This is a genomic window from Novosphingobium sp. BL-52-GroH, from assembly GCF_044813085.1.
In the GTDB taxonomy this organism is placed as follows: Bacteria; Pseudomonadota; Alphaproteobacteria; order Sphingomonadales; family Sphingomonadaceae; genus Novosphingobium.
The window spans coordinates 1,252,261-1,265,216 of record NZ_CP171152.1; the positions used below are offsets into that span (position 1 = coordinate 1,252,261).

Consider the following 12,956-nt stretch of genomic DNA (forward strand, 5'->3'; position numbering starts at 1 on the left):
CCCCGCCGCTCAGGGAGTGACGGCGGCGGCGTGCGTGTCCGAATGCGCGATCGTCGTCTCCGCCGGCAGTTGCAGCCCGGTCCATTGCGCCAGGAAGGCGAGGATGTCCGCCCCCTCCTCGATCGCCTTGTCGGTCGGCTTGCCCGAGCCATGGCCGGCGCGCGTCTCGATGCGGATGAGGTGCGGCTTGCCGCCCAGGTCCGCGTGCTGGAGCGCGGCCGCGTACTTGAACGAGTGGCCGGGCACCACGCGGTCGTCGGTGTCGGCGGTGGTGACCAGGATCGCCGGGTAGGCGGCACCCTCGCGGATGTTGTGATAGGGCGAATAGGCGCGCAGCACCTTGAAGTCGGCCTCGCGGTCGGGGTGGCCGTAATCGTCCACCCAGTAGCGGCCCGCGGTGAAGCGGTCGAAGCGCAGCATGTCCATGACGCCCACTTGCGCGACCGCCGCGGCGAACAGGTCCGGCCGCTGGTTGACCACCGCACCCACCAGCAGGCCGCCGTTGGACCCGCCCTGGATGGCGAGGCCGTCCTTCTTGGCGATGCCTTCCTTCACCAGGTATTCGCCCGCGGCGATGAAGTCGTCGAACACGTTCTGCTTGTTCGCCCCGCGCCCGGCGTCGTGCCATTCGCGCCCGTACTCGCCGCCGCCGCGCAAGTTGGCGAGCGCGAAGGCGCCGCCCGCCTCCAGCCACGCCATGCGGATCGAGGAAAAGCCCGGCGTCAGCGATACGTCGAAGCCGCCGTAGCCGTAGAGCAGCGTCGGGACCGGCAGGTTCGCCTTGGCCACCGCCTTGCTGCGCACGATGAACATCGGCACCCGGGTGCCGTCCTTCGACGTGTAGAAGCGCTGGTCGACGACGTAGGCGCCCGGATCGTAGCACATCTTGGGCTGGGCGAAGGGCACGCTCGCGCCGGTCGCCAGGTCCATGCGATAGATCGAGGCGGGGCAGTTGAAGCTGGTGAAGGCGTAGAACGTCTCGGGATCGCCCGGACGGCCGCGAAAGCCGGACGCGGTGCCGATGCCGTTGAGCGTCAGGGTGCGCCCGGTGCTGCCGTCGAGCGCGAGGATCTCGGCATGGCTGGCGGCATCGCGCATGTAGTTGAGGATCAGGCGGTCGCCGACGATGCCGGCGCGCTCGAGGATGTCGTCGCGCTCGCCCACGAGCTGGGTCCATTCCGGTTTCGCGGCGTCGAGGTCGATCGCGACGAGGCGATAGCGCGGCGCGTTCCAGTTGGTGACGTACCACAGGCGGCGGCCGGCGCCCTCGACCAGCTTCCAGTCGTCGGTGAAGCCGGTGACCAGCGGCATCGCCTTCCAGCCATCGCGCTTGCGGCGCGACAGGTCGACCACCCGCACCTCGTAGCGCGCGTCGGTGCCGACGTGGCTGGTGATGAGCGCGAGCCCGCCGTCCTGCGTGACTTCGGCGACGTGGCCGTAGTCGGGATGGTCGGGGGTGGCATAGACCAGCTCGTCCTGGTCCTGCGGGGTGCCGATGCGGTGGAAGTACACCGCCTGGTCGTAGTTGCGACCCTGGAACGCGGCGCCCTCCTCGGGGGCCGGGAAGCGCGAGTAGAGGAAGCCCTCCTCTCCCACCCAGGCGAGGCCGGTGAACTTGGCCCAGCGGATCTGGTCGGCCAGCGGCTCGCCCGTCTTCACGTCGAGGACGCGCAGGATGCGCCAGTCGCTGCCGCCGTCCTGCACGCTGTAGAGCAGGTAGCTGCCTTTCTGCGACGGCTCCCAGGCGTCGAGCGCGGTCGCACCGTCGGCGGCCCAGGCATTGGGGTCGAGCAGCAGGCGCGGTTCGCCGTTGAGGCCCTTGCGCACGAAGAGCTGGGCCTGGTTCTGCAGGCCCGAATTGCGGGTGTAGAAGTAACGCCCGCCCGCCTTCATCGGCAGGCCGAAGCGCTCGTAGTCCATGAAGGCGCGGATGCGCTGCTCGAAACGCTCGCGCTGGGGGAGCCCGGCAAGGTAGGCCTCGGTGACCGCGTTCTCTCGCCCGACCCAGTCGGCGACGTCGGGCGCGTGGCGCACGTCGGCCTCGAGCCAGCGGTAGGGGTCGGCGATATCCTCGCCGAACAGGGTTTCGACGAGCGGATCGCGGCGGGTCTGGGGATAGGTTATGTCGGACATGGGTCCTGCACAGATGGGCGCGCCCGCGCAAAGCAGCAAGCCCCCGATCAGCGCCCGCAGGCGATGCATGTGCTTATCCTCTCGACCCTGCATGGCGTTGGCCCGGTTCTAGCACATGTGGGGACGGGGAAAAGAGCCGGCGCCTCATGCTGCGTGCCGCCTCGAAACGCCCGCCGCCTGCCCCAACGCAAAAGCGGCCGCGAACCCAAGTTCGCGACCGCTCGTGTGATCCCGGAAGGGACGCGAAGGCTCAGGCCTCGGCGTATTCCTCGGTCTCGGCGTTGACCGGACCCGAATCCTGGCCCTTGGCGTCGACGTCGCGGTCGACCAGCTCGATGATCGCGATCGGGGCGGCGTCCGAAGCGCGGATGCCGGCCTTGATGATGCGGGTGTAGCCACCCTCGCGACCGGCGAAGCGCTCGGCCAGGACTTCGAACAGCTTCTTTTCCTGCGTCTCGTCGAGAATGCGCGCGTGCGCCAGGCGACGGTTCGAAAGACCGCCCTTCTTGGCGAGCGTGATCAGCTTCTCGATGTAGGGGCGCAGTTCCTTGGCCTTCGGCGTCGTGGTCTTGATCTGCTCGTGCTTGATAAGCGCGGCAGCCATGTTGCGCATGAGAGCGGCGCGGTGGCCGGACTTGCGCTGCAGCTTGCGGCCACCCATTTTATGACGCATAATTTCTACTCCGTTCGTCAGGCAGCCGTTCAAGGTACTGCCTGCCGGGCGATGTGGTTCGGCCACCGCCCAATGCCAGCTCACAGTTCGTGAAGCGGGCGCTCAAGACGATTTGGGGACGAGAGTCAAGGGGGGAGCGCATCCCGTCCTCCCCGTTCCCGGCTCCCCTCACCGTCACCTCGGCGCAGGCCAGGATGACGAAAAGAAAAAGGCCCCGCAGTCACCTGCGAGGCCCTCTTCATTCCGAAACCGAAAGGTCCGATCAGCCGAGCAGTTCCTGCTCGAGCTTCTTGGCCATCTCTTCGATGTTCTCGGGCGGCCAGCCCGGGATGTCCATGCCGAGGCGCAGACCCATCGAGGAGAGAACTTCCTTGATCTCGTTGAGCGACTTGCGGCCGAAGTTCGGCGTGCGCAGCATCTCGGCTTCGGTCTTCTGGACCAGGTCGCCGATGTAGATGATGTTGTCGTTCTTGAGGCAGTTGGCCGAACGCACCGACAGTTCCAGCTCGTCCACCTTCTTGAGAAGGTAGCGGTTGAGCTGGTTGGTGTCGCTCTCTTCCGAAGCCGACGTACCACCGGCGGCCATGCCGATCATCGGCGACTGGCCGACGGGGGCGATGTCCTCGAAGTGGACGAACAGCGCAAGCTGGTCCTGGAGGATGCGCGCGGCGTAAGCCACGGCGTCTTCCGGGGAAACCGTGCCGTCGGTCTCGACGGTGAGGTTCAGCTTGTCGAAGTCCAGCTCCTGGCCGATGCGGGCGTTGTCGACCTTGTAGCTGACCTGACGCACCGGCGAGTAGAGCGAGTCGACCGGGATGAGACCGATCGGCGCGTCGACGGGACGGTTCGACACGGCGGGGACGTAGCCCTTGCCGGTGTCGGCGGTCAGTTCCATGTTCAGCGTCGCGCCCTCGTCGAGGTGGCAGATCACGAGGTCCTTGTTCATGACCTCGATGTCACCCGAGACGGCGATGTCGCCGGCCTTCACCGCGGCCGGGCCGGTGGCGGAGAGCTGGAGACGCTTGGGGCCCTCGCCCTGCATGCGCAGCGCGATCTGCTTGACGTTGAGGACGATGTCCGTGACGTCTTCGCGCACGCCGGCAAGCGACGAGAATTCGTGAAGCACGTTCTCGATCTTGATCGAGGTGATCGCGGCGCCCTGCAGCGAGGAGAGCAGCACGCGGCGCAGCGCGTTGCCGAGCGTCAGGCCGAAGCCACGCTCCAGGGGTTCGGCGACAAACGTCGCCTTCAGCTTGGGGTCTGGTCCCGGCTTGATCTCAAGGCTGTTCGGCTTCTTGAGTTCCTGCCAGTTCTTGATGTTGACAGTCATGGACTTCCCCTGGGAGTGATGGCGGTTGCGCCCCGGAGCCTGGTGGAAAGGCCCGGGGACGTTCCGAGGACGGGCAACGACCGGTTCGCCGCCCGTAAGTGCTCGATCAGACGCGGCGGCGCTTCGAGGGACGCACGCCGTTATGCGGAATCGGCGTGACGTCGCGGATCGAGGTAATCGTGAAGCCGACGGCCTGGAGGGCGCGCAGCGCGCTCTCGCGGCCCGAGCCGGGGCCCTTGACTTCGACTTCGAGCGTGCGGACGCCGTGCTCGGCGGCCTTCTTGCCGGCGTCGTCCGCAGCCACCTGGGCGGCGTACGGGGTCGACTTGCGGCTGCCCTTGAAGCCCATCATGCCGGCCGAGGACCAGCTGATCGCATTGCCCTGGGCGTCGGTGATGGTCACCATGGTGTTGTTGAAGCTCGCATTCACGTGGGCGATGCCGCTCGTGATGTTCTTGCGCTCGCGGCGCTTAATGCGCTGGGGTTCGCGTGCCATGTTCGTGGTTCCTGTCGATTAATCGCGTGGGAAAGCCGCAGGTCGGATACCGACCCGCGCGGCTTACTTCTTCTTGCCGGCGATCGGCTTGGCCTTGCCCTTGCGGGTGCGCGCATTGGTATGCGTGCGCTGGCCACGGACCGGCAGGCCCTTGCGATGACGCAGGCCACGGTAGCAGGCGAGGTCCATGAGACGCTTGATGTTCATCGCGGTCTCGCGACGAAGATCGCCTTCGACGGTGTGTTCCGCGTCGAGGGTTTCGCGAATCTGGAGGACTTCGGCGTCCGACAGGTCCTGGATGCGGCGGGCATGGTCGATGCCGAGCTTGTCGGCGATCTCGACGGCCTTGGTGCGGCCGATACCATGGATGTAGGTCAACGCGATGATAACGCGCTTGTTGGTGGGGAGATTGACCCCGGCAATACGTGCCACTTAAAAACTCCTGCTCCACAGGGATCGATGGCGACCCCTATCTCAACGCTGTGAACACCCGGGCAACAAATGGCAAAAGGTCCGGTTGGCGAAACGCGCGGGTGCTTTAAACACTGCGGTCTTGGCCTTGCCGGACTTGCCGTTGCTGTCGAGTGAAGGGCGCGCTTAGAATGATTCGCGCGGAGTGTCAACGCCTGGAGCGTCAACATGCCACCATCGCCCGCTGGAATTGCGGGGCATGGATCGAGCTTGTGTGGTGTGTTTAACGCAAATCCGGCCGCCAGTCAAAGCGCGTGATGCGCGGCGGGTCAGCGGCCCACGATCGTCCCATCGCTGGACGGGGGCGCATCCGACAACGGGATCACCCCGTCGGCCGCCGGTTCCGCCTCGACCGGCTCGGGAACGGCGACCGGAGCGCCCTCCCCGTCCCTGGGCGCAGGCGCCGCATCCGGCAGCGGGAACGCCGCCGAGAAGGCACCACCCAGCTTCTCCGACAGCCGCCGCACCTGCTCTCCCAGCACCCCGTCGACCGCGGGCGCCATCTTGTCGAACGGCGTGCGGGTATAGCCGCCCACCACGTATTCGAGCAGGATCTGGGTGCCGCCCTTGCCCTCCGGCTTGAGCTGGATCGTCAGCGTCGCGGTCGCCGCGTCCGACTGCAGCGGCCCGAGCGCGCCGACCATGCGCAGCGCGCGCGGACGCTCGACGTAGATCACCCGCATGTGTTCGACACTGCCGCGCGGCGAGGCCTTGGGCGAAGTGGCGTTCGGCAGGATCTCGCAGAAGCAGCCGCCGGCCCGCGCATCGAGCGTGAGGTTGGCGGCATCCCCCGACCAGGTATGCTCCGAATCCCACCAGACCGAGGGCTTGAGCAACACGGCCCAGGTTTCCTCGACGCTGGTGGACACTTGCGCGACGTGCCGGATCACGAAGCCGTTCGCGTCGACTTGCGCCACCTTGGCGGCGGCCGGCACCGGCCCCAGAATCGCCGAGGCGGCGGCCAGCGCGAATGCAAGATGCTTCATCTGTTACTGCCCCCCTGCCCCGGTCCGCAGACCACCATCACGCTCGTCGTCCGTCCGGTGCGCCTCCCCCGGTCGGGGAGGCAGCAGGCACGGGAAAAGGCGTCAGCCCGCGAGGATCGCCTCGATCGCGGCGGTGACCTCGTCCATGTCGGCCATGCCGTCGACCTTGGCGACGATGCCGCGCGCCTCGTAGACCGGCAGGATCGGCGCGGTCTTGGCACGATACTCGGCCATGCGGGTGCGCACGGTCTCGGCGTTGTCGTCCGGACGGCGCTTGAATTCGTGGCCACCGCACTTGTCGCAAGTGCCCTCGACCCGGGGCTTCTCGAACGTGTCGTGGTAGCCCTTGCCGCAACTGGCGCAGGTGAAGCGGCCGGTGATGCGCTCGACCAGTGCGTCCTCGTTCACTTCCAGCTCGATCACGTGGTCGAGCTGGCGTCCGCGCGCATCGAGGATCGAATCGAGCGATTCGGCCTGGGCTTCGGTGCGGGGATAGCCGTCGAAGATGGCGCCGGTGTCCGGGCCCATCGCGTCGAGTTCGTCGCCGATCAGGGCGGAGACGATGGCGTCCGACACCAGTTCCCCGCGCTCCATCACCGCTTTCGCCTCGAGCCCGGTCGGCGTGCCCGCCTTGACCGCCGCGCGAAGCATGTCACCGGTCGAGAGCTGGCGCATGCCATGCTTCTCCACGAGCCGCTGAGCCTGGGTTCCCTTGCCGGCTCCCGGCGGCCCAAGAAGAATGATATTCACGCCTATACCCCCTCAAATATCCGTTATCGCCATTCCGTCGGCCGGCCCCCCGGCGCGGAAGGCTGTTAGCGCAGGCGGCCCTTCAGCTTCGCCTTCTTGATGAGATCGCCGTACTGGTGCGCCAGCAGGTGCGACTGGATCTGCGTGATCGTATCGACCGTGACGTTGACGACGATCAACAAACTCGTGCCACCCATGAACAGCAGCGGCAAGCCCGTCATCGACAGGAAGTATTCCGGAACCGTGCAGACGATGGTGAGATAGATCGCACCGATCACCGTGATTCGCGTGAGCACGTAGTCGAGATAAGTCGCGGTGTTCTTGCCCGGACGGATGCCCGGGATGAAGCCGCCGTTCTTCTTCAGGTTCTCCGAGGTCTCTTCCGGATTGAAGACGACCGCGGTGTAGAAGAAGCAGAAGAACACGATGCCCGCTGCGTAGAGCAGCATGTAGAGCGGCTTGCCGTGGCCCAGGTACTGGTTGAGCGTGACGACCACCTTGCCCATCGTCGAATCGGGATTCATCGACTGGCCGGCGAACTGGGTGATGGTCAGCGGCAGCAGCAGCAGCGAGCTGGCGAAGATCGGCGGGATGACGCCCGCGGTGTTGATCTTGAGCGGCAGGTGGCTGCGGTCGGCCTGCATCATGCCGCGCTGCGTCGCGCGCTTGGGATACTGGATCAGCAGGCGGCGCGTGGCGCGCTCGCAGAAGCAGATCATCAGGATCATCGCGATGAGCAGGACGACCAGGCCGATGATGAGCACGGTGCCGGTGTCGCCGGCGCTGTAGGCCTGGCCGACGTTGCTGGCGAAGGTCGGCATCTGCGCGACGATGCCGGCCATGATGATGAGCGATACGCCGTTGCCGATCCCGCGCGAGGTGATCTGCTCGCCCAGCCACAGCAGGAACATGGTGCCGCCGACAAGGCTGATGACCGCGCCGATGCGGAACATCACGCCCGGGTCGACCACCGCCTGCAGGCCGCTCGACGCGCCGTAGGCCTCGAGGCTGACGGCCAGGAAGTAGCCCTGCAGCGCGCACAGGCCGACGGTGCCGTAGCGGGTGTACTGGTTGAGCTTCTTGCGCCCGGCCTCGCCTTCCTTCTTCAGCGCGACGAGCGCGGGATGGAGCGAGGCGGCGAGCTGCACCACGATCGAGGCGGTGATGTACGGCATCACGCCGAGCGCGATCAGGCTCATGCGCGAGAGCGAGCCGCCCGAGAAGGTGTTGAACAGGTCGAGAATGCCGCCCTGGGTCTTGCTGTAGAGCGATTCGAGGATCAGCGGGTTCACGCCCGGCAGCGGCACGAAGCTCATGAAGCGGAAGACGATCAGCGCGCCGATGGTGAACCAGATGCGGTTCTTCAGCTCGGTGGCCTTGGAGAAATTGGCCAGGCTCAGCGTACTGGCAATGTTGTCGGCGCGTGAAGCCATGACGTTCTGGAAGCCTCGAATGATCTAATCGGATTCGCCCTTAGCGGCTGTGGCCTGCCTTGTCGAACCTTGGAAGGAAACTGGCCATATAGACATTCGGACGATGTCTGGAAGACCTTGCTTGCGCGAAATGCCCGGGGTGTGGCCGTTTGGGCGCAAATCCTCCCTGTTGGCCAAGCCAACGGGAGCGGGACCGCCCGCCTGGCGGGTGATGGAGGGGCGGCTGTACCCTCCGCCGGCCCTGCGGACTGCCCCTCCATCGCGGCGCGACAGGGAGGCGCGAGTCTCGTGGCCCACACAGCAGAAGAGGGCGAAGCGCCCGGCGCCCGCCCTCTTCCGTCAGATCAGATCGAAACCGGGCTCAGGCCGCGGCTTCTTCCTTCGCGGGAAGGATCACCGAACCGCCGAGCTTCTCGACGGCGGCAACCGCACCGGCCGAGGCGCCGGCGACGTTGAAGGTCACCTTCGCGGTCAGTTCGCCCTTGGCCAGGAGGCGCACGCCGTCCTTGCCGCCGCGCGCGAGGCCCGCGGCCTTGAGCAGGGCGTGGTCGATGACGGCCGAGATGTCGATCTTGCCGGCGTCGATCGCCTTCTGGACGAGGCCCAGGTTCACTTCCGCGTAGTCCTTGGCGAACTTGCGGTTGGAGAAGCCACGCTTCGGCAGGCGCATGTGCAGCGGCATCTGGCCGCCTTCGAAGCCGTTGATCGAAACGCCCGAACGCGCCTTGGCGCCCTTCTGGCCGCGGCCCGAGGTCTTGCCCTTGCCCGAGCCGATGCCACGGCCGACGCGCATGCGACGGTGACGGGCGCCTTCGTTGTCGCGGATGTCATTCAGTTTCATAGTCGTGCACTCGCTTTCGCTTTTAGTCGCGCTGATAGGAAGCGGCGCCGTTAGAGGAAACCGGCCGCGATGTCACGCCCTTTTCCGCTGCTTGCGAGTCTGCCGGCTTGGGGGGGAGCCGTGCCCGGCCCACACCCCTACCCGGCCACCCAGCGATAGTCCGCTATGGGTTGGTCGGGTGTGGGGGCGGTCCGGCGCCGACCGAACAGCGCAGCCGCTAGCTGCCGCCGCCGAATCCGACCAGCAGCTTGGCGCTCTCCGGCACCCGGGTTCCGAAGGCGTCGCGCGCGGGGGTCCAGCGGACGATCTCCACCGCCAGGCCGCACAGTTCCTTGTCGAAGCCCGGCGAGACCGACGCCGGCTCCATCTTGCATTCGGTGGTGTTGCCGTGCTCGTCGACCTGGAAGTCGAGGTCGTGGCGCGCGAAGTCCTGGCGCTTGAGGATTTTCTCGTAGCGCTCCTTCAACTCGGTCAGGGCGTGGTTGAATTCGATCAGGCTGGCGTCGTCCCAGCGCGGCTTCTGGCGCAGGCTGGCGAATTCCTCTTCCGAGACCAGCGGGCGCATCCTGCGGATCACCCCGTACCAGCGCATGACGCGCGCCACCTGCAATGGCGATTCGCGGTCGATCAGCGACTGGCACACCGCGCCCTTGGGGTTCGCCTTGGCGCGCAGCAGCGCCTCCGCGGCCGGCCAGCGGTGGTAGGCGACCGCCCAGGCCAGCGGCGTCAGGCCGAACATGTCGGGGGCGTCGACATCCTGCTTCTCGCGCTCGAGCAGCACCCCGATGTCGTAGACCGAACCGCGCCGCGCCGCCGCGCCCAGGCCATAGGCCATGCGCGCCGGGCCGAGTTCGGCGAAGCCGTAAGGCTGGACGATGCCGGCGTCGGGATTGTCGGGCAGCGTCGGCGCCGGGCCGGCCTTGTCCACCGCGCGGCACACGTCGGCATAGGGATAGCGCGGGTCGGCGAGGATCGCGGCATTGTAGCGGCGTCCGAAGCCGGTGACGGTATCGTCGGGCAACTCCTTGCCCGCACCCGCCGCGGCATCGTCGCCCACGAAGGCGAGCGCGCGCACGGTCCACGGCGACAGGCCACCCAGGACCCGGCACTGGACGCCGTAAGGCTCGGTGGTGATGCCTTGCGCGGTCGTGGCCGCGGCAAGGCGATAGTCACCCGCGTCGAGCGCCTTGTGCGCCTCGGCGACGGCGTTTGCGGTGCCCTTCGCCAGCTTGCGGCGCAGCGATTCGTCACCCTTTCGCTGCTTCCTGAGGACGCCGGCATCGGCGCGCAGGTCGTTGCACTGGGCGATCGACACGCCGTCCACGGTCAGATTGCCCGCCGGCTCGCGCTGCGAGCACGACGCCGCGCCCAGTGCGCCCAGGCACAGAAACGAGGCTGCCAGAAGCCGCTTGCAGATCAAGACCTGTCCCCGAATGGAGGCGGCCCGCAGGCCGCGTGAAGCGCCCGCGAATAGCATAGCCGGGCGCGGTGGAAAGAGGGTTGTCGCGAATGAGACGCGCGATGGTGACTTCGCGGATCGGCTCGACCCGGGCTCGACGCGGGACGACGCCCCGCACCCTCCGCAAACCGAAAGAGGCCCCGGCGTTTCCACCGGGGCCTCCTGCGATTTCGTAACCGACCCGAAGGTTCAGCCGACGATCTTCACCATGTGCGGCAGCTTCGCAATGGCACCGAGCACTTCGGGAGTGTCTTCACGCTCCACGATGCGGTGCATCTTGCCCAGGCCGAGACCGACGAGGATCTTCTTCTGGCTTTCGGGACGACGGATCGGCGAACCGATCTGCTGGATCTTGATCTTGGCCATGTCGCTTACTCCACGATGGCTTCAGCGGCGGCCTCGGCCTCCACTTCGGAAGCTCCACCACGGCCGAGCAGGTCCGCGATCTTCTTGCCACGACGCTGGGCGACCGACTTCGGCGAAGTCTGGTTGGTCAGCGCGTCGAAGGTGGCGCGGATCATGTTGTACGGGTTCGAGGTACCCACCGACTTGGTGACGACGTCGTGGACGCCCAGGCTCTCGAACACGGCGCGCATCGGACCACCGGCGATGATGCCCGTACCGGCCGGAGCCGTACGCACGTTCACCTTGCCGGCGCCGAAGTGGCCCTTGCCGTCGTGATGGAGGGTACGACCCTCCTTCAGCGCGACGCGGATCATCTTCTTCTTCGCAGAAGCAGTCGCCTTGGTGATCGCCTCGGGAACTTCGCGCGCCTTCGAGTGACCGAAGCCGACGCGACCCTTGCCGTCACCGACGACGACCAGCGCTGCGAAACCGAAGCGCTTGCCGCCCTTGACGGTCTTGGAGACGCGGTTGATGTGCACGAGCTTTTCGATCAGCTCCTCGCCACCATCGTCGTCGTTGCGCGGACCGCCACGACGGTTGTCGTCGCGACGACCGCCACGGTTGCCGCCACGGTCGTTGCCGCCGCGATCGTTGCCGCCACGGCCACGACCACCACGACCACGGCCACCCTCGCGGGCTTCCTGCGGCGCTGCGCCCTGTGGCGCTTCAGCCGCGATGGGCTGCTCGTTGTTGTTTTCGTCTGCCATGATCAGAACTCCAGCCCGCCTTCACGGGCGGCATCGGCCAGCGCCTTGACGCGACCGTGGTACAGGAAGCCGCCGCGGTCGAACACGACCGAGGTGATGCCAGCCTTCACGGCTGCCTCGGCCAGTTCCTTGCCCACGCGGACAGCGGCGTCGATGTCGGTGCCCTTGGCGCCGAGCGTATTCGCTGCGGCGACCGTGTGGCCCTGCGCATCGTCGATGATCTGCGCGTAGATGTGGCGGCCGGTGCGATGCACCGAAAGGCGGGGACGACCGCCCGAGCGCGCCTTGAGCGCGGTACGGACGCGGCGCGCACGGCGCGCGAAGAGAGACAGCTTTGCCATTACTTCTTCTTCCCTTCCTTGCGGAAGACGAACTCGCCACGATAGCGGATGCCCTTGCCCTTGTAGGGCTCGGGCTTGCGCCAGCGACGAATCTCGGCCGCAAGCTGGCCGACCTTCTGCTTGTCGATGCCGGAGATCTCGACCGTGGTGTTGTCCGGGGTCTTGACCTCGATGCCTTCCGGCACGTCGATGTCGACGTCGTGCGAATAGCCCAGCTGCAGCTTCAGGGTCTTGCCCTGCGAAGCGGCGCGGTAGCCGACGCCCTTGATCTCGAGGACCTTGGTGAAGCCGTTCACGACGCCTTCGACCAGGTTCGAAACCAGGGTGCGCTGGAGGCCCCAGTGGCTGCGCGACGACTTCGAGTTGCCGATGGGCTGGACCGCGATGGTCTCACCCTCGACCGAAGTCGTGACGAGGTTCGACAGGCCCAGGGTGAGCGTGCCCTTGGGGCCCTTCACCGAGAGGATGCCGTTGTCGATGGCCGCGGAGACCCCGCTCGGGATCGCGACCGGCTTTTTACCGATGCGGCTCATCAGAAGACCTCCGCAAGCACTTCGCCGCCGACGTTGGCCGTGCGTGCTTCGGCATCCGAGAGCACGCCGCGGGGCGTCGAGACGATGGTGATGCCAAGGCCGTTGCGCACGATCGGAAGTTCCTTGGAACCCGAGTAGACGCGGCGGCCCGGCTTGGAGACGCGAGCGATGTGCTTGATGGCGGGTTCGCCCTCGAAGTACTTCAGCTCGATGCGAAGCTGCGGGTGGGCGCCGGTCGCGTCGTCGGAGAAGCCACGGATGTAGCCCTCGCGCTGAAGCACTTCCAGGACGCGCGCACGCAGCTTCGAGGCCGGCGAAAGGACGGTGTCCTTCTTCGCCTGCTGGCCGTTGCGGATGCGGGTGAGCATATCACCCAGGGGATCGGTCAATGCCATTTT

General features: G+C 66.8%; 15 protein-coding genes. All 15 read right to left on the reverse strand.

Translation table 11 applies throughout. From position 1 onward, the window contains the following. Positions 1 to 9 precede the first annotated feature (9 nt). The 15 genes from ACFFDA_RS18500 to rpsH all read right to left on the reverse strand — a co-directional run bounded on the left by ACFFDA_RS18500 (position 10) and on the right by rpsH (position 12,953). The gene (locus ACFFDA_RS18500; protein ID WP_404482250.1) at positions 10 to 2,202 is read right to left on the reverse strand and encodes a prolyl oligopeptidase family protein; all 2,193 of its coding nucleotides are present in this window, start codon (positions 2,200 to 2,202) and stop codon (positions 10 to 12) included. A gap of 181 nt (positions 2,203 to 2,383) precedes the next feature. Further along, the gene (gene rplQ / locus ACFFDA_RS18505) at positions 2,384 to 2,806 is read right to left on the reverse strand and encodes a 50S ribosomal protein L17 (RefSeq protein ID WP_404482251.1); all 423 of its coding nucleotides are present in this window, start codon (positions 2,804 to 2,806) and stop codon (positions 2,384 to 2,386) included. A 262-nt stretch (positions 2,807 to 3,068) separates the two neighbouring features. After that, positions 3,069 to 4,136, reverse strand: coding sequence for a DNA-directed RNA polymerase subunit alpha (locus tag ACFFDA_RS18510; protein ID WP_404482252.1), 1,068 nt, complete (start codon positions 4,134 to 4,136; stop codon positions 3,069 to 3,071). A gap of 106 nt (positions 4,137 to 4,242) precedes the next feature. After that, the gene (rpsK, locus tag ACFFDA_RS18515) at positions 4,243 to 4,632 is read right to left on the reverse strand and encodes a 30S ribosomal protein S11 (RefSeq protein WP_007011846.1); all 390 of its coding nucleotides are present in this window, start codon (positions 4,630 to 4,632) and stop codon (positions 4,243 to 4,245) included. 63 nt (positions 4,633 to 4,695) lie between these two features. Then, positions 4,696 to 5,064 (reverse strand): 30S ribosomal protein S13, encoded by a 369-nt coding sequence (gene rpsM / locus ACFFDA_RS18520; protein WP_007682125.1) that lies wholly within the window; start codon positions 5,062 to 5,064, stop codon positions 4,696 to 4,698. 308 nt (positions 5,065 to 5,372) lie between these two features. Further along, positions 5,373 to 6,089, reverse strand: a complete 717-nt coding sequence (locus ACFFDA_RS18525) for an SRPBCC family protein (protein WP_404482253.1) — start codon at positions 6,087 to 6,089, stop codon at positions 5,373 to 5,375. A 102-nt stretch (positions 6,090 to 6,191) separates the two neighbouring features. Beyond that, positions 6,192 to 6,839, reverse strand: a complete 648-nt coding sequence (locus tag ACFFDA_RS18530; protein ID WP_404482254.1) for an adenylate kinase — start codon at positions 6,837 to 6,839, stop codon at positions 6,192 to 6,194. A gap of 65 nt (positions 6,840 to 6,904) precedes the next feature. Beyond that, a complete protein-coding gene (gene secY, locus ACFFDA_RS18535; RefSeq protein WP_404482255.1) occupies positions 6,905 to 8,272 on the reverse strand; it encodes a preprotein translocase subunit SecY in 1,368 nt (455 codons plus the stop codon). Between the two features lie 361 nt (positions 8,273 to 8,633). Beyond that, positions 8,634 to 9,113: a 50S ribosomal protein L15 gene (rplO, locus tag ACFFDA_RS18540; RefSeq protein ID WP_404482256.1), complete on the reverse strand. Its 480-nt coding sequence runs from the start codon at positions 9,111 to 9,113 to the stop codon at positions 8,634 to 8,636. Between the two features lie 217 nt (positions 9,114 to 9,330). Beyond that, a complete protein-coding gene (locus ACFFDA_RS18545) occupies positions 9,331 to 10,533 on the reverse strand; it encodes an ankyrin repeat domain-containing protein (protein WP_404482257.1) in 1,203 nt (400 codons plus the stop codon). Between the two features lie 228 nt (positions 10,534 to 10,761). Beyond that, the gene (gene rpmD / locus ACFFDA_RS18550) at positions 10,762 to 10,938 is read right to left on the reverse strand and encodes a 50S ribosomal protein L30 (RefSeq protein WP_404482258.1); all 177 of its coding nucleotides are present in this window, start codon (positions 10,936 to 10,938) and stop codon (positions 10,762 to 10,764) included. A gap of 5 nt (positions 10,939 to 10,943) precedes the next feature. Then, entirely contained in the window at positions 10,944 to 11,684 is a 741-nt protein-coding gene (rpsE, locus tag ACFFDA_RS18555) for a 30S ribosomal protein S5 (RefSeq protein ID WP_404482259.1), read from the reverse strand. Between the two features lie 2 nt (positions 11,685 to 11,686). After that, positions 11,687 to 12,025 (reverse strand): 50S ribosomal protein L18, encoded by a 339-nt coding sequence (gene rplR, locus ACFFDA_RS18560; RefSeq protein WP_404482260.1) that lies wholly within the window; start codon positions 12,023 to 12,025, stop codon positions 11,687 to 11,689. Continuing rightward, complete coding sequence (rplF, locus tag ACFFDA_RS18565; RefSeq protein WP_404482261.1) at positions 12,025 to 12,558, reverse strand: 50S ribosomal protein L6; 534 nt, start codon at positions 12,556 to 12,558, stop codon at positions 12,025 to 12,027. The genes rplR and rplF overlap by 1 nt, the downstream gene beginning before the upstream one ends. Beyond that, complete coding sequence (gene rpsH / locus ACFFDA_RS18570) at positions 12,558 to 12,953, reverse strand: 30S ribosomal protein S8 (RefSeq protein WP_007682156.1); 396 nt, start codon at positions 12,951 to 12,953, stop codon at positions 12,558 to 12,560. Before rpsH ends, rplF begins: the two co-directional genes overlap by 1 nt. Between the last annotated feature and the right edge of the window lie 3 nt (positions 12,954 to 12,956).

Coding starts and splice junctions, on each gene's coding strand:
- ACFFDA_RS18500 (WP_404482250.1), bottom strand. CDS start 2,202: ATGCATCGCCTGCGGGCGCTGATCGGGGGCTTGCTGCTTTGCGCGGGC.
- rplQ (WP_404482251.1), bottom strand. CDS start 2,806: ATGCGTCATAAAATGGGTGGCCGCAAGCTGCAGCGCAAGTCCGGCCAC.
- ACFFDA_RS18510 (WP_404482252.1), bottom strand. CDS start 4,136: ATGACTGTCAACATCAAGAACTGGCAGGAACTCAAGAAGCCGAACAGC.
- rpsK (WP_007011846.1), bottom strand. CDS start 4,632: ATGGCACGCGAACCCCAGCGCATTAAGCGCCGCGAGCGCAAGAACATC.
- ACFFDA_RS18525 (WP_404482253.1), bottom strand. CDS start 6,089: ATGAAGCATCTTGCATTCGCGCTGGCCGCCGCCTCGGCGATTCTGGGG.
- secY (WP_404482255.1), bottom strand. CDS start 8,272: ATGGCTTCACGCGCCGACAACATTGCCAGTACGCTGAGCCTGGCCAAT.
- rplO (WP_404482256.1), bottom strand. CDS start 9,113: ATGAAACTGAATGACATCCGCGACAACGAAGGCGCCCGTCACCGTCGC.
- rpmD (WP_404482258.1), bottom strand. CDS start 10,938: ATGGCCAAGATCAAGATCCAGCAGATCGGTTCGCCGATCCGTCGTCCC.
- rpsE (WP_404482259.1), bottom strand. CDS start 11,684: ATGGCAGACGAAAACAACAACGAGCAGCCCATCGCGGCTGAAGCGCCA.
- rplR (WP_404482260.1), bottom strand. CDS start 12,025: ATGGCAAAGCTGTCTCTCTTCGCGCGCCGTGCGCGCCGCGTCCGTACC.
- rplF (WP_404482261.1), bottom strand. CDS start 12,558: ATGAGCCGCATCGGTAAAAAGCCGGTCGCGATCCCGAGCGGGGTCTCC.
- rpsH (WP_007682156.1), bottom strand. CDS start 12,953: ATGGCATTGACCGATCCCCTGGGTGATATGCTCACCCGCATCCGCAAC.